Raw genomic sequence first — 17,365 nt, 5'->3', positions numbered from 1 at the left:
CCGCCCGGTCAGTGCCGGGCGGCCTTCTGGTTTTGAGCGGGGACCACCGCGGCCGCCTTGGCCGGGCCCTCGTCGCGTACGCCCTGGCCGTCCTTGCACGCCGAAAGGACGGGGAGCGCGAGGAGGGTGAGCAGGGCGAGCGCGGTCGTGCGACGGGGACGGTGAGTGCGGCGGGTGGACATGGGAACAGGCTGCGGGCGCGGAGGGGCGTTCGCCAGCTCTGGCTGTGAATCCGGGACGGCTTACGCCCGCTCCCCGCTGTGACCTGCGCAGATACCCTGTCCCGAGTCCCCGGCGCGGGACGCGGGACGGTGCATCTCGGGCACCGGGCACCATCAACTGCCCTCGCGAGTTAGGTTCTTGACCATCGTGGTGGTTGTCCGTTGAAGGACCGACTCATGACCGACTCATAGGGGAGACGCCCATGTCCAGTGACGCGCTGAGTCAGGACCCGGCCGAACTGGCCAAGAGGATCGACACCACCAAGGCGCATCCGGCCCGTGTCTACGACGTCTTCCTCGGCGGCAAGGACAACTACCCCCCCGACCGCGAGGCGGCCGCCGCCGCGCTCGCCGCCAACCCGCGCGGCTACCTCGACGTACGCCACAACCGCGACTTCATGCGCCGGGCCGTCAACAGACTGGCCGAGCAGGACGGCATCCGGCAGTTCCTCGACATCGGCACCGGACTGCCCACCGCCGAGAACGTCCACCAGATCGCCCAGCGCATCCGGCCCGACGCACGGGTCGTCTACGTCGACAACGACCCCGTGGTGCTGGCCCACGCGCGTGCGCTGCTCACCAGCGGGCCCGAGGGGCGTACGGACTACATCGACGCCGACTTCAAGAGCCCCGCGCAGATCCTCGAACAGGCCGCCAAGACCCTGGACTTCGACCAGCCGATCGCCCTGTGCCTGGTCGCGATCCTGCACTTCGTCGAGGACGAGGAGGCCTATCCGATCGTGCGGGAGCTGGTGGAGGCGTTGCCGGTGGGGAGCCGGCTCGTTCTCAGCCATCTGACCGATGAGATGCATCCCGAGCCGACCCGCGCGGTCCAGCGGACGTACACCGAGCGGGGGTTCACCTTCGTGTTCCGGTCCAAGGCGGAGGTGGAGCGGTTCTTCACCGAGGTGCCGGGCGTCTCGCTGGACGAGCCCGGGGTGGTGCCCGCGCATCTGTGGCATCCCGGCCCGGCGCCCGCGCCCCCCGCCATCGACGCGGACGATTTCGCCTCCCTCGACGACATCGAGAAGATTCGCTACCGCGACATCAACGACGTCACGGACGACGACATCAACGTCTACGGGGCCACCGGCACCAAGGCGTGAGCCGGTGCGCCGCGTCCGTATCGCGGAAAGGTGCTTGTAGGCGGCACTCAGTTCTCTAGGCTGCGCTGCACCTTGTCGTCGCAGCCTGAGGAGCCGTGTCATGACGGTGCCCACGTTCGCTTCTGTGCCGCCGCTCGCCGCCCGGGCCCGGGCGGTCGGCGGGTCGCCCGTACGGGACATCCTTGCCGTCACCGGCCGCCCCGAGGTCATCAACTTCGCGGGCGGGCTGCCGGCGCCGGAGTTCTTCGACGCCGAGGGGATCGCGGACGCCTACCGTGCGGTGCTGGAGGAGATGCCCTCGCGGGCGCTCCAGTACTCCACGACCGAGGGCGAGCCCGTGCTGCGGACGGCTCTGGCAGCGCGTATGTCGGCCCGCGGGCTCGGCACGGACGCCGACGACCTGCTGGTCACCACCGGCTCGCAGCAGGCGCTGTCGCTGCTCGCCACCGCCCTGCTGGAGCCCGGGGACACCGTCCTCGTCGAGAGCCCCTGTTATCTGGCCGCTCTCCAGGCCTTCGGGTTCGCAGGGGCCCGAGTGGTGGCCGTGCCCGGGGACGAGGAAGGCCCGGACCCCGAGGCGCTGGAGGAACTCGTGCTGCGGGAGCGGCCCAAGTTCCTCTACACCGTGCCCACCTTCCAGAACCCGACCGGGCGGACCATGTCCGCGGGGCGCAGGGCCGCCGTCGCGTCCGTGGCCGCGCGGTGCGGGCTGTGGATCGTCGAGGACGACCCGTACGGCGAACTCCGCTTCGAGGGCGGGCGGGTGCCGTGGATCGCCTCCCACGAGGAGGTCCACGACCGGGTCGTGCTGCTCGGCTCCTTCTCCAAGGTCATGGCCCCCGGGCTGCGGCTCGGCTGGCTGCGGGCGCCCGGCGAGCTGCGGCGGGCCTGCACGGTCGCCAAGCAGGCCGCCGATCTGCACACCCCGACCGTCAACCAGCTCGCTGCGGCGCGGTACTTGGCCGACCGGGACCTCGACGCGCATGTGGCGCGGGTCGCGGACGTGTACCGGGAACGGCGGGACGCCATGCTGGCGGGACTGGCCGACGCCCTGCCCGAGGGGTCGACCTGGACCCGGCCCGAGGGCGGCATGTTCCTCTGGGCCCGCCTTCCGTCGTCGTACGACACGACCGCGCTGCTGCCGCAGGTCCTGCGGCGGGATGTGGCGTACGTCCCAGGCGCGCCCTTCTACGCCGGCGAGCCCGACCGGTCGACCCTGCGGCTGTGCTTCGTGACGCAGACGCCGGGGGAGATCGGGGAGGGGCTGCGGAGGCTGGGAGACGCGTTTGGAGCGCTGCCGCGCCCCTAGTCCCACCAGAAGGACCAGACGCGCTGGTTCAGTACCTGGTGTACGGAGGCACGTATCACGGAGACGTGCCCGGAGAGCAGATGGAGCGGGTCGATATAGCCTTGCGGGCTGTGCTGAGCCTCTGACGGAGCTCGGCGGAGGGGGATGGGATGGCCGACCAGCCGATGCTCGCGCAGCTGCACTTCGGGCGCGAGGACGCCGAACGGGACGTGACCGAGGGGCTGTTGCTGCGCGGCGGTTTCCTGCGCAACGCCGCTTACCGGGCCGCGCTCAGCGGGCGCAAGATGCTGATCATCGGGCGCAAGGGGTCCGGGAAGAGCGCCATCTGCATGCAGCTGATGTCCGACGGCGAGGGCGGACACCGGGGCGGGAAGGTGCTCGTCACGCCGGACGAGGCCGCGGGGGAGGAGATCCGGCGGTTCGAGTTGCAGGGGCTGCCGGGGGACTCGGCCAAGGCGCTGATCTGGCGGTACGTGTTCGCCGTACATGCCGCCAGGCACCTCGTCGATCATGCCAAGGGGGCACATGACGGCGGGCACAAGACCGACTCGGTGAAGGCGCTCGGGCGGTTCCTCAAGCAGAACGGGGAGGCGCCCGGCGGGGGTGGCCGATTCGTGGAGCGGCTGGCGCAAGGGGCCCGGGGGCTCCAGACCTCGCTGTCCCTGGAGGCCTTCGGGGTCAAGGCCGGTGTGGATCTCGCGCAGTCGCCGTCCGAAGGGGCGCGCGCGGCACGGCAGTTGGAGATCGTCGAGCGGGGCGTGGCGCGGGCCTTCGCCGATCTGGGGTGCGACGGGGTCGTACACCCGCCGCTGCTGCTCATGGTCGACCAGCTGGAGCAGGTGTGGTCGGCCGAGCCGGACAGCAACTCGATGGTGATCGGGCTGCTGCTGGCGGCGAAGCACGCGGCGAGCCTGTACGGACGTTCGGTGCGGTTCCTGCTGTTCCTGCGCGCGGACATCTACGACTCGCTGTCCTTCGGGGAGGGCGACAAGTTCCACGGGGACGAGCTGAGGATCGCGTGGACGCAGCAGGCCCTGCGGGACCTCGCGCTGGCCCGGGCGCGGGCGTCGGTCGGGGACGAGCTGACCGAGGAGCGGCTGTGGAAGGAGCTGTTCCCCGGGACGGTGGGCGGGGAGGAGATCACGGGCCATCTCTTCGGGCGCTGCCTGCCCCGGCCCCGAGACGCCATCCAGTTCCTCAACCTCTGCCAGGAGAAAGCGTGGTTGGACCACGAGCGGGAGCGGATCACCGAGGCGGACGTGGCGCAGGCGGGCCGGCAGTTCTCGGAGTGGAAGCTCAAGGACCTGACCTCTGAGTACCTGGTCGCGCACCCGTTCCTCAGGAACCTCTTCCCGCTCTTCCAGAACAGCGGGTACGTCGTCACGCGCGCGGCGCTCGCCCGCCGCTTCGAGACGGCCGCCGAGACGCTGCACCACGACTTCCCGGCGTACGCCAACACGTTGACGCTCCCCGGGGTCATCGACGTGCTGTACGGGGCCGGTTTCCTCGGCGTGCGGCGCGGCAACGACGTGGTGTACGCGGGCGACGACGGGCTGCCGGTCCAGCCGCACGAGACGGAGTTCCAGGTCCATCCGTGCTTCCGTGTCGCGCTCGGTGCGACGACCCCCGTCGACCTGAGGCGCTACCAGCCCCAGTTCGCGGACGCGCGCGTCTCGTCGGGCAACTTCAGCCCCGCCGCGTCGGGTTCCTCCTCCCTCAACCGCGACGACCGGCTGCTGATGCAGCTTGCGCGCTCCTGCCACTCGATACTCGCCCAGGTGGGGCGGGCGGTGGCGCTGACACGGGACGTCCGCGACGAGATCACGCACCAGGTCAACCGCGTCCTGGACGAGGTCAACGGCATCCCGCCCGGGGCCGCCGCGTCCGTCGGCGTCGACGTGGACGACCATCTCCTGTGCACCGCCCACTACTTCACCACTCTCGCCGCCCAACTCCGCGACAGCGGGCTGGAGGAGAACACGGGCATCGGCGATGTCGTACGCCGTGTGGAGGAGGAGGTACGGCGGTTGCGGCGGTCCGCGGGTGGGTCGTACGGGAGCTCGGGGGACTCTTCGGGGTACTGAGGCGCATACTCGTAGGGGAGTTGCGAGCCGGGACGCCGACGGGGGAGAAGACCGGTGCTGAACGAGGTGCTCGCCGGGCGGTTCCGGATCACCGGTCTGCTGGGTTCCGGCGGGATGGGGCAGGTCTGGGCCGCCGAGGACGAGCGGATGCGGCGGGCTGTCGCCGTGAAGGTCGTGCATCCGCAGTTCGGGACGGCCGAGGCGGAGACGCAGGCCCGCTTCCAGCGCGAGGTGCAGTTGGCGGGGAGGCTGGCCCACCAGAACATCGTGACCGTGCACGACTGGGGAGAGGTCGAGGTCGGCGACCGGCGCAGGACTCTCTACCTGGTCATGGAGCTCGTACGGGGGGTGTCCCTGGGCACGCGGCTCAAGGAGACCGTGCCCACGCCCTGGTGGCTCGCCGTGGGGTGGGCCGCCCAGATCTCCCAGGCGCTGGACGCCGCGCACGGCCACGGGGTCGTCCACCGGGACATCAAGCCCGCGAACGCGCTCCTCACCCCGGAGGGGACGGTGAAGGTGCTCGACTTCGGGGTCGCGAAGTTCATGGGGGAGACCATCGGCGCCCGTGAACTCACCGTCACCGGTGCACCGCTCGGCTCCCCGATGTACATGTCCCCGGAACAGGCCCAGGGCGTGCGGGAGATCGACCACCGCAGCGATCTCTACTCGCTGGGCTGCCTCCTCTATCACGCGGTGACGGGCACGCCGCCCTTCACGAGCGCCACCCCGTGGGCCGTACTCCGCATGCACATCGAGGACACGCCGACGGCGCCCGCCGAACGGGGCGGTGACATACCGGCCCTCCTGAACCAGCTCATCCTCGCTCTCCTCGCCAAGCGTCCCGAGGACCGGCCGGCCGACGCCGCAGCCGTGCACGAGACACTGGTCACGATTCTGGTCGACCACGCGCTGGCGGCGCCGGGTGGCGACACCCTCGACGCGGCCCAGCCGGGGCACGGCGCGGCCGTCTCCGGGCGGCTCCTGAAGGAGGCCAGGCTGAAAGCAGACCTGCTCATCCAGGCGACGGACAACGGCATCAAACGTCGGCGTGCGGAGGCCGAGCACGACATGGAGCGGCGCCGACAGGCCGCACAGGAAGGTGTCCGCCGTCTGCTGGAGGAGTCCCGGGCGGCGGCCGAGGAGGGCCTCGCCGGTGCCCGCGCGGAGGCGGAGAAGATCACCGAAGAGGCGAGGCAGCAGGTCCGCAAGGTGGTCGACGACGCCGTGAAGGAGGCGGACGCCGTCAAGGCGTCCGCCGAGAGGGTGTTCCTGGAGGCCCTCGCCGAGGCCGAACGGATCGTCGCCGAGGCCCGGCAGAGTGCCCGGGGCGACGCGACGGTCCTGGAGGAGGCCGACGCCGCCCTCCGCGATGCCGACGCCGCCCTCCGCGATGCCGACGACGCCGTACAGGAAACGCAGGACGTGCACACCACTCCGAGCCCGCCCGAATGGGACGAACACGTCCGCTTCAAAGTGGTCCGGCAGGGCTACGGGCGCACCCTGGTGGACGAGCACATCCTTCGGCTGGAGATCGCGCGGCACCGGGCAGTGGCCGAACTCGCCTGGCTGGAAGAACAGTTCGTCGAGCGGCATCTCAAGGCGACGACGGACGAGCACAGTTCACCGGACGACGTGGAGTTCCAGCGGCGGTCCGCCGCCAGCCTCATCGCCATCGCCCGGAGCAAGGCCGACCTTCAGCATTCGCTGCAGCCGAACCCCGCCTCGCTGCCCACCGCGTCCCAGCTCTTCACAGTGGTGAGGCGGGGATACGACACCGAACAGGTCAACCAGCGCGTCCATCAGCTCGTGTCGGAGCAGAACAACGCCTGGGCCCGTGTCGCCGCGCTCAAGGAACTCCTGGAATCCTCGTCCTGACCGCGGGCGACCGAGAGCTCAGAGCTTCTCGGGCGTCCTGATCCCCAGCAGGGCCATGCCCTGGTGCAGGGTGCGGGCCGTGAGGTCGCAGAGGAACAGGCGGTTCTCGACCTGGGCCGGGGTGTCGGCCTTGAGGACCGGGCACTTGTCGTAGAACGACGTGTACAGCGACGCCAGCTGGTACAGGTACGCGGCGAGCTTGTGGGGGGCGTACTCCGCGGCCGCCTCGAAGACGGTGCCGCCGAACGCGTCCAGGTGCAGGCCCAACGCCCGCTCCGCCTCGGCCAGTTCGAGCTCCGGGTGGGCGGTCGGCCGTACCTCTCCCGCCTTGCGCAGGATCGACTGGATACGGGCGTACGCGTACTGGAGGTACACCGATGTGTCGCCGTTCAGCGAGACCATCTGGTCCAGGTCGAACTTGTAGTCCCGGCTGGGGGACGTGGACAGGTCGGCGTACTTCACCGCGCCGATGCCCACCTGCGCGGCCCGCTCCTGGATCTCGTCCTCGGTGAGGTCCAGCGCCTTTTCCCGTACGACCTCGGCGGCCCGCTGCACCGCCTCGTCCAGCAGGTCCTCCAGCCGTACCGTCTCGCCCTCACGCGTCTTGAACGGCTTGCCGTCCGCGCCCAGCACCGTGCCGTAGCCCATGTTGTGCGCGGTGACGCCGTCGGTCAGCCAGCCGGCGCGGCGGGCCGTCTCGAAGACCATCTTGAAGTGCAGGGACTGACGTACGTCCACGACGTACAGCAGCGTGGTCGCGTGGAGGTCGACGACGCGGTTCCTGATCGCCGTCAGGTCGCTCGCCGCGTAGCCGAAGCCGCCGTCGGCCTTCTGCACGATCAGCGGGACCGGCTGGTCGTCCTTGCCGCGGATCTCGTCGAAGAACACGACCAGCGCGCCCTCGGAGCGGACCGCGACGCCCATCTCCTCCAGGAGGCGGGCGGTCTCGGGCATGCCCTCGTTGTACGCGGACTCGCCGACGATCTCCTCGTCGCGGATCTCCATGTCCAGCTTCTCGAAGACCGAGTAGAAGTAGACCTTCGACTCGTCCACGAACTGCTGCCAGAGTTCGAGCGTCTCCTTGTCGCCGGACTGGAGGGCCACGACCCTCTTCCGCGCCCGCTCCTTGAACGCCTCGTCCGCGTCGAAGAGCACACGCGACGCCTTGTACACCCGGTTCAGGTTCGACATGGCCTGCTCGCCGTCGACCTCGTCCGCGGGGGCCAGCTCGCCGGGGTTCTCGAACAGGTACTGGATCAGCATGCCGAACTGGGTGCCCCAGTCGCCGATGTGGTGCCGGCCGATCGTCTTCTCGCCGGTGAAGTCGAGCATCGCGCGCAGCGCGTCACCGATGACGGCGGAGCGCAGGTGGCCGACGTGCATCTCCTTCGCCACGTTCGGCTGGGCGTAGTCGACGACCGTGATGCCCGGGTTCGGGGCGTACGGCACGCCCAGGCGGCCCGTCTCGTCGGCGTACCGGGCGGCGAGGTTCTCGGTGATCGCCCGGTCGGTGAGCGTCACGTTCAAAAAGCCGGGGCCGGAGACCTCGATGTCCTTGATCACGTCACCGGCGACGACCTGGGAGACGACCTGCGTCGCCAGCTCCCGCGGGTTCGCCTTGGCCTTCTTGGCGAGGGCCAGGATGCCGTTCGCCTGGAAGTCCGCCCGGTCACTGCGTCGCAGCAGAGGGTCCGCGGAGGTCTCCGGCAGGGCTGCGGAGATGGCGGAGGTGAGCTGCTGGTTGACGGCGTCGTTGAGCGACGTGACCGGGGCCATAGGAGTGGGTGCCGTTCTCCTCGTGGGATCAGATAGACACCGTCAGTATCCCATGGGGGGTAAAGCGGTTTTCGCGCGCGCATTGCGGTCTGTGACAATGGAGCGTCACCCGTTCAGAAAGAAGGACGTGCCGATCGTGGGTCAGAGCACCGAGACCACCGACTGGGTCTCCCGTTTCGCGGATGAGGTCATCGAGGAGTCGGAGCGTCGGGCCCCCGGCAAACCCGTGGTCGTCGCCTCCGGGTTGTCCCCGTCCGGTCCGATTCACCTCGGGAACCTGCGCGAGGTCATGACCCCGCACCTCGTCGCCGACGAGATCCGACGCCGTGGACACCAGGTACGGCACCTCATCTCCTGGGACGACTACGACCGGTACCGCAAGGTGCCGGCCGGTGTCGCGGGCGTCGACGAGTCGTGGGGCGAGCACATCGGCAAGCCGCTGACCTCCGTGCCCGCGCCGAAGGGGTCCGCGCACCCGAACTGGGCCGAGCACTTCAAGGCCGCCATGGTCGACGCGCTCGCCGAGCTCGGCGTCGAGTTCGACGGGATCAGCCAGACCGCGCAGTACACCTCCGGCGTCTACCGCGAGCAGATCCTGCACGCCATGGCGCACCGCGGGGACATCGACGCGATCCTCGACCAGTACCGGACCAAGAAGGCCCCGGCCGCCGCGAAGAAGCAGCAGAAGCCTCTCGACGAGGCCGAGGTCGAGGCCGCCGAGGGATCCGGCGCGGCCGCCGAGGACGACGGGTCCTCCGGGTCCGCCGGGTACTTCCCGTACAAGCCCTACTGCGGCAACTGCGAGAAGGACCTCACCACGGTCACCTCCTACGACGACGCCACGACCGAGCTGTCGTACACCTGCAACGCCTGCGGGTTCGCCGAGACCGTCCGGCTGAACGAGTTCAACCGCGGCAAGCTGGTCTGGAAGGTCGACTGGCCGATGCGATGGGCGTACGAGGGTGTCGTCTTCGAGCCCTCCGGCGTCGACCACTCCTCTCCCGGGTCCTCCTTCCAGGTCGGCGGGCAGATCGTCGGGATCTTCGGCGGGCAGCAGCCCATCGGGCCGATGTACGCGTTCGTCGGGATCTCCGGGATGGCCAAGATGTCGTCCTCCCGCGGAGGCGTGCCCACGCCCGGCGACGCACTGAAGATCATGGAGCCGCAGATCCTGCGCTGGCTCTACGCCCGCCGCAGGCCCAACCAGTCCTTCAAGATCGCCTTCGACCAGGAGATCCAGCGGCTCTACGACGAGTGGGACAAGCTGGACGCCAAGGTCGCCGAGGGGGCGGCCCTCCCGGCGGACGTCGCCGCGCATTCGCGTGCGGTGCGGACGGCGGGCGGGGAGCTGCCTCGGACGGCGCGTGTGCTGCCGTACCGGACGCTCGCGTCCGTCGCCGACATCACCGCCGGGCACGAGGACCAGGCGCTGCGGATTCTCAGTGAGCTGGACCCCGACAACCCGCTGTCGGCGCTGGACGAGGCCCGGCCCCGGTACGACAAGGCCGAGGCGTGGATCAACACGCAGGTGCCCGCCGATCAGCGGACCATCGTGCGCAGCGAGCCCGATGCCGAGCTGCTGAAGTCCCTCGACGAGGCGTCCCAGCAGTCGCTACGGCTGCTGCTCGACGGCCTCTCCGACCACTGGTCGCTCGACGGGCTCACGCACCTCGTCTACGGCGTGCCCAAGGTGCAGGCCGGGTTCTCCGCGGACGCGACGCCGAAGGAACTGCCGGCCGAGATCAAGACGGCTCAGCGGACGTTCTTCGCGCTGCTGTACCAGCTGCTGGTGTCCCGGGACACCGGGCCCCGGCTGCCCACCTTGCTGCTTGCCGTGGGGCAGGAGCGGGTGCGGGCGTTGCTCGGGGAGTAGGCGGTACGGAAAGGGGCCCTCCGCTGTGGAGGGCCCCTTTTCCATGCTTGTTTCCCTGCCTCACGCTCAGGCGATGTGGTCTTCCTGGAGTTCGGCCGTGTGGCGGTTCGTGAAGCGCTTGACCATGCGCTCGGCCTCGCGCTGCGGGAGTGCGACGCCGTACGTCGCCTCCACGTCACCCCTGAGCTGGCCGGGGGAGGGGTAGCTGCCGTCTATCGACTTCTTGAAGACCAGGTAGAAGTCTTCCTCCGTCGGTTCCGGGGGGCCGCCGCCTTCGCCGAGTTCCCGGGTGCGGCCGCCGGCCACCGGGATGGGGAAGCTGCCGGTCTCCTCCATCGAGGGGTCCCTGGGAGGCTCCTCGTACTGGATCTGCTGGAGTTCGTACTGCTCTGCCTCCAACTGCTCCTCGTACCAGCGCTCGTACTGCTCCGCAGGGTCGTAGTTGGGGTTGTAGCCGCCCTGGTAGTCGATCTGCTGGGGGGCTTCGAACCACGGGCTCTGGTCTTGCTCGGGTTCGGGGGCGACTTCCCGTGGGTGGGGATTGCTGTCCAACTCCGGGCGCTGCCCGCTCGGGGGTGCCGCTCTCCGTGGGTCGGGAGCCGCCTCAACGGCACGACCGCCTGAGACTGACGCAGACGCGGGCGCCGGGGGCAGCAGGGCCGGTTCGATTCCCGCTGCCGCCAAGCCCGCCGGTGCCGTCTCCGCCAGGGGGACGCCGTACCTCGCGAGCCTCAGAGGCATCAGGGACTCCACCGGGGCCTTGCGGCGCCACGCCCTGCCGAAGCGGGAGTGGAGGCGGGCCCGGTAGACGAGACGTTCCTGCTCCAGCTTGATGACCTGCTCGTAGGAGCGGAGCTCCCACAGCTTCATGCGCCGCCAGAGGAGGAACGTCGGAACGGGAGAGAGAAGCCAGCGGGTGAGGCGGACCCCCTCCATGTGCTTGTCCGCCGTGATGTCCGCCATCCGGCCGATCGCGTGACGCGCCGCCTCGACCGCCACCACGAACAGCACCGGGATCACCGCGTGCATGCCCACACCCAACGGGTCCGGCCAGGCCGCCGCGCCGTTGAACGCGATCGTGGCCGCTGTCAGCAGCCAGGCCGTCTGACGCAGGAGGGGAAACGGGATACGGATCCACGTCAGGAGAAGGTCCAGGGCCAGCAGGACACAGATACCCGCGTCGATACCGATCGGGAACACATAACTGAAGTTCCCGAAGCCCTTCTTGATGGCGAGTTCACGGACGGCCGCATAGGACCCCGCGAAGCCGATGCCGGCGATGATCACGGCGCCGAACACGACCACGCCTATGAGCACGCGGTGCGTTCGAGTCAGCTGCATGGGCGCGGCCACCCGTACTCCCCTCCCTGTACGTGTTGTTGCGCGCAACAGAGTGGCACATGTGTGCGGCGCACGGGTGGCCGGTCCAGGCCGTCAGCCCTACTTCAGCTCTTCTTCGCGGCCGACTTGGACGGAGATGCCGACTTCGATGCCGACTTCGACGTGGACGCGGAAGGAGACGGGGACTTCGAGCCCGACGCCGACTTGGACGCGGAACCCGACGGAGCCGGGCTCGCCGCGGACTCGCCGTTCGCCACCGACACCGCGGACACGACCTCCTTCGCGGCCTGCTCCGCGAGCTTCGCGAGACCGTCCGCGCTCGGCGCCTTGTCACCGGCCAGACCGGCGCCGTTGTAGTCGACCGTCACGACGACGTTCTCCACGCGCGTGACGACCGTCTGCTGCTTGAAGGCGCCTTCCTTCTTCTTCAGGTCGTAACGGACCAGCGTCGCCGCGTCACCCGTACCGGAAACCGCCTGCGACTTGGTGTTCTTCGCACCGGCCACCGACTCGGCGTCCTGGATCTGCTGCTCGTAGTACTTCTGCGCCTGCGCCTCACCCGTACCCCGCGAGGTGTCCGACTCGAAACGCAGCAGCGACACGTTCAGCCAGCGGAACTGGGAACCCTTCACACCGTTGTTGTCCAGGCTGCTCCAGGAACAGCTCCCGCGCGTGCCCGCCTCCGACGTACCCTTCTTGCCCGACCTCGCCGCCTCCGGGACCAGCGACTTCAGCGTCTTCGCCGACAGCACCCCGCACGACTCGGGAAGCGACTTGTACGCCGCCGCCTGCACCGTGGGCGCCGCGCTCGCCGAGGCCGAAGCCGAAGCACCGCCGTCCGCGCCCTTGGCGCTGTCGGAGCCGCCGCCGTCATTGTTCGAGTCGGAGGAGCAGCCGGCGGCGATCAGCATCACCGGGACTGCGGCCGCGCAGACAAGGACGCGGTGAAGACGCTTCGCTCGCTGAACACCCTGGTCACGCTCTGCTCGTCGCTGCATGGTTCCTTCACTCATGACGCTTGTGGTTCCTGCCGTCGGATCGGGTCCGAGGGGCCACGGTACGCGGTGAGCAAGCTGTGCGGTCCAGCTTCGAACGCTTCGTGCGCACGGGTGAGGGGCGTGTGGAGACCGCTCAGCCGGACAGCGACCCGGCCAGCTGAGAAGCCAGTTTCCGCGCGTTGTCCTGCATTTCCTTGCTGTCCGGAGTGACGCCGATCGACGTCGGCTGCTCCTCGTACTCGATGGTCACGATCACGTTGGACGTGCGGAACGCCACAGTCACCTTGCGCTGCTGAGCCGTCGAACCCGAGCTGCTCAACGTGTCGTCCAGGAACGCCTCGTCACCCAGATCGTCCAGAACGCGGGGCTGCAGATCGGACGGCGTCGCGGACGACGACGCGCTCGGGGAAGCCGAAGTCGAGGCCGAGGCCGAGCCACTGCCAGTGGGCGAGGGAGTGGCCGAAGGACTCGCGGTGCCGCTCTCCTCCACGTCCGACGCGGCACTGGACGTCGCCGCCACCGGCAGGTCCGCCTTCACCTCCGCCTGCAAGAACAACTGCTGCGCCTCGCTGTCGTCGCTGACCGTGTTGTCGTACGACACCACACGCTCGAAGTCGACCGAGAGGTACTCGGTGGCGTCCGTCGCCTCCACCTTCCAACGGCAGCCGACCTTGCGGTCCGTGTCGTAGGTGAGTGTGGCCTCGCCCTGGTAGGCCTTGGTGCGCTGGTCCTCGTCGGCGATCTGCTGGATGCCGGGCAGCAGTGTGTCGAGAGTGCTCTGGCCCACCACACCGCAGGCCTCCGGGAGCGTGCGGTACTTGCCGGGCTGTGCGGCGGCGGAAGCGGTGCCCGCATCGCCGGGGTTGGCGTCGTTCGTCGTGCCGTCGCCGCTGGAGCTGCCGGTGCAGCCGGCCAACAGCGCCACGAGGAGGGCGGCGACGCCGGGTACGTAGGCCTTCCGCTGCACGGTGGGGCTCCTCTCGGAATGTCTCCGACTCGTGGGGATGTCAGTGTCCCCGCAGGTTATTCGCTTGCCGCACGGGGGTGTGCCCTGGAGACAATGTGTATCGCACGCATTGCCGTGGACGCCGGTCCGTCATCCCATTCGTCGACCTTGGCACCGGTTTTGCGATTTGAGACTTCTGTTTGCTTTCCGGGGGAATGAGGACGATATGTCGTACGTGGAGATGCCGGGCGCCAAGGTCCCGATCCGTATGTGGGCCGACCCGGCGACCGTCGAGGACGTGGCTCTGCAGCAGCTCCGCAACGTCGCGACCCTGCCGTGGATCAAGGGCCTCGCGGTGATGCCGGACGTCCACTACGGGAAGGGTGCGACGGTCGGATCGGTCATCGCGATGCAGGGTGCGGTGTGCCCGGCGGCGGTCGGGGTGGACATCGGCTGCGGGATGTCGGCGGTGAAGACGTCGCTGACGGCGAACGATCTGCCGGGGGATCTGTCTCGGCTCAGGTCGAAGATCGAGCAGGCCATTCCGGTGGGGCGGGGGATGCATGACAGTCCCGTCGAGCCGGGGCGGATGCACGGGTTCGCGACTGCCGGGTGGGACGACTTCTGGGGGCGGTTCGACGGGATCGCCGATGCGGTCAAATTCCGTCACGGTCGCGCCGAAAAGCAGATGGGAACGCTCGGATCCGGCAATCACTTTGTCGAAGTGTGCACGGACACGACTGGTTCTGTCTGGTTGATGCTGCACTCCGGTTCCCGGAACATCGGCAAGGAACTTGCCGAGTTCCACATCGGCGTGGCCCAGAAGCTCCCGCACAATCAGGGGCTGGTCGACCGCGACCTCGCCGTCTTCATCGCGCAGACACCGCAGATGGCGGCTTACCGCAACGACCTGTTCTGGGCGCAGGAGTACGCCAAGTACAACCGCACGATCATGATGGCGCTTCTCAAGGACGTGGTCCGCAAGGAGTTCAAGAAGGCCAAGCCGGCCTTCGAGGCGGAGATCAGCGCGCATCACAACTACGTTGCCGAGGAGCGCTACGACGGGATGGACCTGCTCGTGACCCGCAAGGGCGCGATCCGGGCCGGTTCCGGCGAGTACGGCATCATCCCGGGCTCCATGGGGACGGGGTCGTACATCGTGAAGGGTCTCGGCAACGAGAAGGCCTTCAACTCGGCCTCGCACGGCGCGGGTCGGCGTATGAGCCGCAACGCGGCCAAGCGGCGGTTCTCGACGCGGGACCTGGAGGAGCAGACGCGGGGCGTGGAGTGCCGCAAGGACTCCGGCGTCGTGGACGAGATTCCGGGTGCCTACAAGTCGATCGACCAGGTCATCGACCAGCAGCGGGACCTGGTGGAGGTCGTGGCGAAGCTGAAGCAGGTCGTGTGCGTGAAGGGCTGAACCACCGGATGAGCAACGGAGGGCCCAGTCCGGGTAGGACTGGGCCCTTCGCTCATACGCTCAGGTGGCGGGTGAAGAAGCGGACCGCGCTGGCCGCCTCGAAGCGGGGGAGTTCCTTGTGTTTGCCTGCGTTGGCGTGGAGGGTCTTCTCCTTTGAGGCGAAGGCGTCGAACAGGGTCAGGGCGGATTCCCTGGGGATGTGTTCGTCGTGCCATTGCATGGTGAACTCGATCGGGATGGTGATCTGCCTTGCGTGTTCCGCCAGGGCGTCCGGCCAGTGCAGGCCGAAGACCGCTGCCTTGATGCGGGGTTCGGCGGCGACGAAGGGGACTCCGATGGCCGTGCCCATGTTGATGCCGTAGTAGCCGACGGGGGCTTCCGGGTCCATCTCCGGGAGTTTCTGGAGGGCGTCCAGGGCCGACTGCCATTCCGGTACGGCTTGGGCCGCCAGGTGGGCGTTGTAGCGGACGACGATCGGGCCCTCCGGTTCGCCTGCCGCCCTCGCTCGGTACAGCTCGGCGATTTCCTGCTCGTCGTGTGCGGTGCGGGGGCGGTCGCCGTGGCCCGGGGCGTCGATGACGGCCACGTGGAAGCCTGCGGCCAGCAGGAGTTGGGCGCGGCCTGTCATCGCCGGGGACTTCTTGTGGTTGCCGCCGCCGTGGCCCATCAGGATCAGGGGGGTGCCTGAGCGGGCGGAGGGCGGGGACCAGAGGACGCCTGGGACCTCGCCGACCGTGAAGTCGTGTTCGCGGATGTCGTTCATGGCGTGGTGCCTTTCGGGAGTGCCTGTCCGGTGAGGCGCTCCCGGCGACAGCTACGTCAGTCGCCGGACCGTGGGGCGAAGGCAGGGGAGCACCCATATGCGTACTGCGGTCATGGGTCTCACCTCCTCGCGGTGACGTCACGGTCGTGGTCGCAAGGTACTCGTCGGGGCGGTCGTACCGCCTCTTCTTTTACGCTCACTTCGGGGCGTGCGTCACCGCGTAGATCATCACGAAGGCCACGATGTGGATGCCGAAGAGGAAGTAGGCGAGCCACCACCACATCTGGCGTTCGTCATGGGGGTCCTTCTGGTCTCGGGTCACAGGGCGCGGTGGACCTTCGTGTTGGAGGCCTGGGCGCGGGGGCGCAGGACCAGGAGGTCGACGTTGACGTGGCTGGGGCGGGTGACCGCCCAGGTGATCGTGTCCGCGACGTCGTCGGCCGTGAGGGGCTCGGCGACGCCCTGGTAGACCTTCTCCGCCTTCTCCTGGTCGCCGCCGAAGCGGGTCAGGGCGAACTCGTCGGTCTTGACCATGCCGGGTGCGATCTCGATCACGCGGACCGGGCGCCCGACGATCTCCAGGCGGAGGGTCTCGGTGAGGACGTGGGTGCCGTGCTTGGCGGCGACATAGCCCGCGCCGCCCTCGTAGGTGCCGAGACCCGCAGTCGAGGAGACGACGACGATCGTGCCGTCGCCGCTCGCGTCGAGCTTGGGGAGCAGGGCCTGGGTGAGGTTCAGGGTGCCGATGACGTTCGTCTCGTACATCGTGCGCCAGTCGGCGGGGTCGCCGGTCGCGACCGGATCGGCGCCGAGGGCTCCGCCGGCGTTGTTGACGAGTACGCCGATCGTCTTGAAGGCGGTGGCGAACTCGTCGACCGCGGCGCGGTCCGTCACGTCCAGCGGGTAGGCGGTCGCCTGGTGGCCCGCCGCGTTGATCTCCTCCGCCAGGGCCTCGATGCGGTCCTTGCGGCGGGCGGTCAGGACGACGCGGTAGCCGGCTGCGGCGAGTTGCCGGGCGGTCGCTGCGCCGATTCCGCTGCTCGCACCGGTGACGACGGCGATGCGGGACGCTGCGCTGGGCATGGGTGCTCCTCGGACGTTCGTATGTCGGGCTCCCGTCAGGATAGGTGCGGCGCCGTGTGTCGCTCCGGGCGGTCCGTATCCCCTTCCGGTGCGAAAATGAGGTGGGTGATCCTCTGAGATGCGGAGGTGGATCATGGGAGAAGCGCGTGAGGTCATGGACCGGCTCACCGAGGCGGTCACGCACCCGGACCTGAAGGTCATCGCCGAGTTGTACGCGGAGGACGCGGTCGCCGTCACCCCCGACGAGGGGGAGATCCGTGGGCGCGAGAACATCGTCGCGTACTGGCGGCAGATGACGGAGGCGGTGCCGGACGCCACGTTCGAGTCGCTGCACGCCTACGAGACCGGGGACACGGCCATCGACGAGGGGGTCTTCAGCGGGCGCAACACCGGGCCGATCCAGCTGCCGACCGGGGAGGCGCTTCCCGCGACGCAGAAGGAGATCAGGATCCGTGGAGTGGACATCGCGACGGTGAAGGACGGCCGGATCACCGACTACCGGCTCTACTTCGACGAGATGGAGTTCCTGGGGCAGCTGGGGCTGCTGCCCGACGAGACTCCTTGAGTACG

General features: G+C 69.1%; 15 protein-coding genes. 7 read left to right on the top strand and 8 right to left on the bottom strand.

All coding sequences use genetic code 11. From position 1 onward, the window contains the following. Nucleotides 1-8: 8 nt before the first annotated feature. Nucleotides 9-182 (bottom strand): hypothetical protein, encoded by a 174-nt coding sequence (locus tag ACI2L1_RS13530; RefSeq protein WP_404739477.1) that lies wholly within the window; start codon nt 180-182, stop codon nt 9-11. A 242-nt stretch (nt 183-424) separates the two neighbouring features. Here ACI2L1_RS13530 and ACI2L1_RS13525 point away from each other — a divergent pair, with 242 nt between their 5' ends. The 4 genes from ACI2L1_RS13525 to ACI2L1_RS13510 all read left to right on the top strand — a co-directional run bounded on the left by ACI2L1_RS13525 (nt 425) and on the right by ACI2L1_RS13510 (nt 6,595). Then, a complete protein-coding gene (locus tag ACI2L1_RS13525; protein ID WP_404739476.1) occupies nt 425-1,327 on the top strand; it encodes an SAM-dependent methyltransferase in 903 nt (300 codons plus the stop codon). Nucleotides 1,328-1,427: 100 nt separating this feature from the next. Beyond that, nucleotides 1,428-2,636, top strand: a complete 1,209-nt coding sequence (locus ACI2L1_RS13520; protein ID WP_404739475.1) for a PLP-dependent aminotransferase family protein — start codon at nt 1,428-1,430, stop codon at nt 2,634-2,636. Between the two features lie 149 nt (nt 2,637-2,785). After that, the gene (locus ACI2L1_RS13515) at nt 2,786-4,720 is read left to right on the top strand and encodes a P-loop ATPase, Sll1717 family (RefSeq protein ID WP_404739474.1); all 1,935 of its coding nucleotides are present in this window, start codon (nt 2,786-2,788) and stop codon (nt 4,718-4,720) included. A gap of 54 nt (nt 4,721-4,774) precedes the next feature. After that, complete coding sequence (locus ACI2L1_RS13510) at nt 4,775-6,595, top strand: protein kinase (protein WP_404739473.1); 1,821 nt, start codon at nt 4,775-4,777, stop codon at nt 6,593-6,595. An 18-nt stretch (nt 6,596-6,613) separates the two neighbouring features. Here ACI2L1_RS13510 and argS read toward each other — a convergent pair whose 3' ends face one another. Beyond that, the gene (gene argS, locus ACI2L1_RS13505; RefSeq protein WP_404739472.1) at nt 6,614-8,371 is read right to left on the bottom strand and encodes an arginine--tRNA ligase; all 1,758 of its coding nucleotides are present in this window, start codon (nt 8,369-8,371) and stop codon (nt 6,614-6,616) included. A 127-nt stretch (nt 8,372-8,498) separates the two neighbouring features. Here argS and lysS point away from each other — a divergent pair, with 127 nt between their 5' ends. Next, complete coding sequence (gene lysS, locus ACI2L1_RS13500) at nt 8,499-10,244, top strand: lysine--tRNA ligase (RefSeq protein WP_404739471.1); 1,746 nt, start codon at nt 8,499-8,501, stop codon at nt 10,242-10,244. A 66-nt stretch (nt 10,245-10,310) separates the two neighbouring features. On the opposite strand, the gene ACI2L1_RS13495 is transcribed toward lysS, so the two are convergent. The 3 genes from ACI2L1_RS13495 to ACI2L1_RS13485 form a co-directional block, all read right to left on the bottom strand. Continuing rightward, entirely contained in the window at nt 10,311-11,585 is a 1,275-nt protein-coding gene (locus tag ACI2L1_RS13495; protein WP_404739470.1) for a DUF2637 domain-containing protein, read from the bottom strand. A gap of 104 nt (nt 11,586-11,689) precedes the next feature. Beyond that, nucleotides 11,690-12,598: a DUF3558 family protein gene (locus ACI2L1_RS13490; protein ID WP_404739469.1), complete on the bottom strand. Its 909-nt coding sequence runs from the start codon at nt 12,596-12,598 to the stop codon at nt 11,690-11,692. Nucleotides 12,599-12,716: 118 nt separating this feature from the next. Further along, complete coding sequence (locus ACI2L1_RS13485) at nt 12,717-13,550, bottom strand: DUF3558 domain-containing protein (RefSeq protein WP_404739468.1); 834 nt, start codon at nt 13,548-13,550, stop codon at nt 12,717-12,719. A 205-nt stretch (nt 13,551-13,755) separates the two neighbouring features. Between ACI2L1_RS13485 and ACI2L1_RS13480 the strand changes: the two genes are divergently transcribed. Further along, nucleotides 13,756-14,949, top strand: coding sequence for an RtcB family protein (locus ACI2L1_RS13480; RefSeq protein WP_404739467.1), 1,194 nt, complete (start codon nt 13,756-13,758; stop codon nt 14,947-14,949). Between the two features lie 52 nt (nt 14,950-15,001). Here ACI2L1_RS13480 and ACI2L1_RS13475 read toward each other — a convergent pair whose 3' ends face one another. From ACI2L1_RS13475 to ACI2L1_RS13465, 3 genes are all read right to left on the bottom strand, one after another. After that, on the bottom strand, nt 15,002-15,712 hold the full coding sequence (locus tag ACI2L1_RS13475; protein WP_404739466.1) for an alpha/beta hydrolase: 711 nt from the start codon (nt 15,710-15,712) through the stop codon (nt 15,002-15,004). 196 nt (nt 15,713-15,908) lie between these two features. Beyond that, a complete protein-coding gene (locus tag ACI2L1_RS13470; RefSeq protein ID WP_404739465.1) occupies nt 15,909-16,034 on the bottom strand; it encodes a hypothetical protein in 126 nt (41 codons plus the stop codon). After that, the gene (locus ACI2L1_RS13465) at nt 16,031-16,795 is read right to left on the bottom strand and encodes an SDR family NAD(P)-dependent oxidoreductase (RefSeq protein WP_404739464.1); all 765 of its coding nucleotides are present in this window, start codon (nt 16,793-16,795) and stop codon (nt 16,031-16,033) included. Before ACI2L1_RS13465 ends, ACI2L1_RS13470 begins: the two co-directional genes overlap by 4 nt. 133 nt (nt 16,796-16,928) lie before the next feature. On the opposite strand from ACI2L1_RS13465, the gene ACI2L1_RS13460 reads away from it, so the two are divergent. Beyond that, the gene (locus tag ACI2L1_RS13460) at nt 16,929-17,360 is read left to right on the top strand and encodes an ester cyclase (RefSeq protein WP_404739463.1); all 432 of its coding nucleotides are present in this window, start codon (nt 16,929-16,931) and stop codon (nt 17,358-17,360) included. Nucleotides 17,361-17,365: the final 5 nt, after the last annotated feature.

The organism is Streptomyces sp. NPDC019531 (assembly GCF_044903305.1).
Classification (GTDB): domain Bacteria; phylum Actinomycetota; class Actinomycetes; order Streptomycetales; family Streptomycetaceae; genus Streptomyces.
This window is presented reverse-complemented; position numbering and strand designations above follow the sequence as displayed.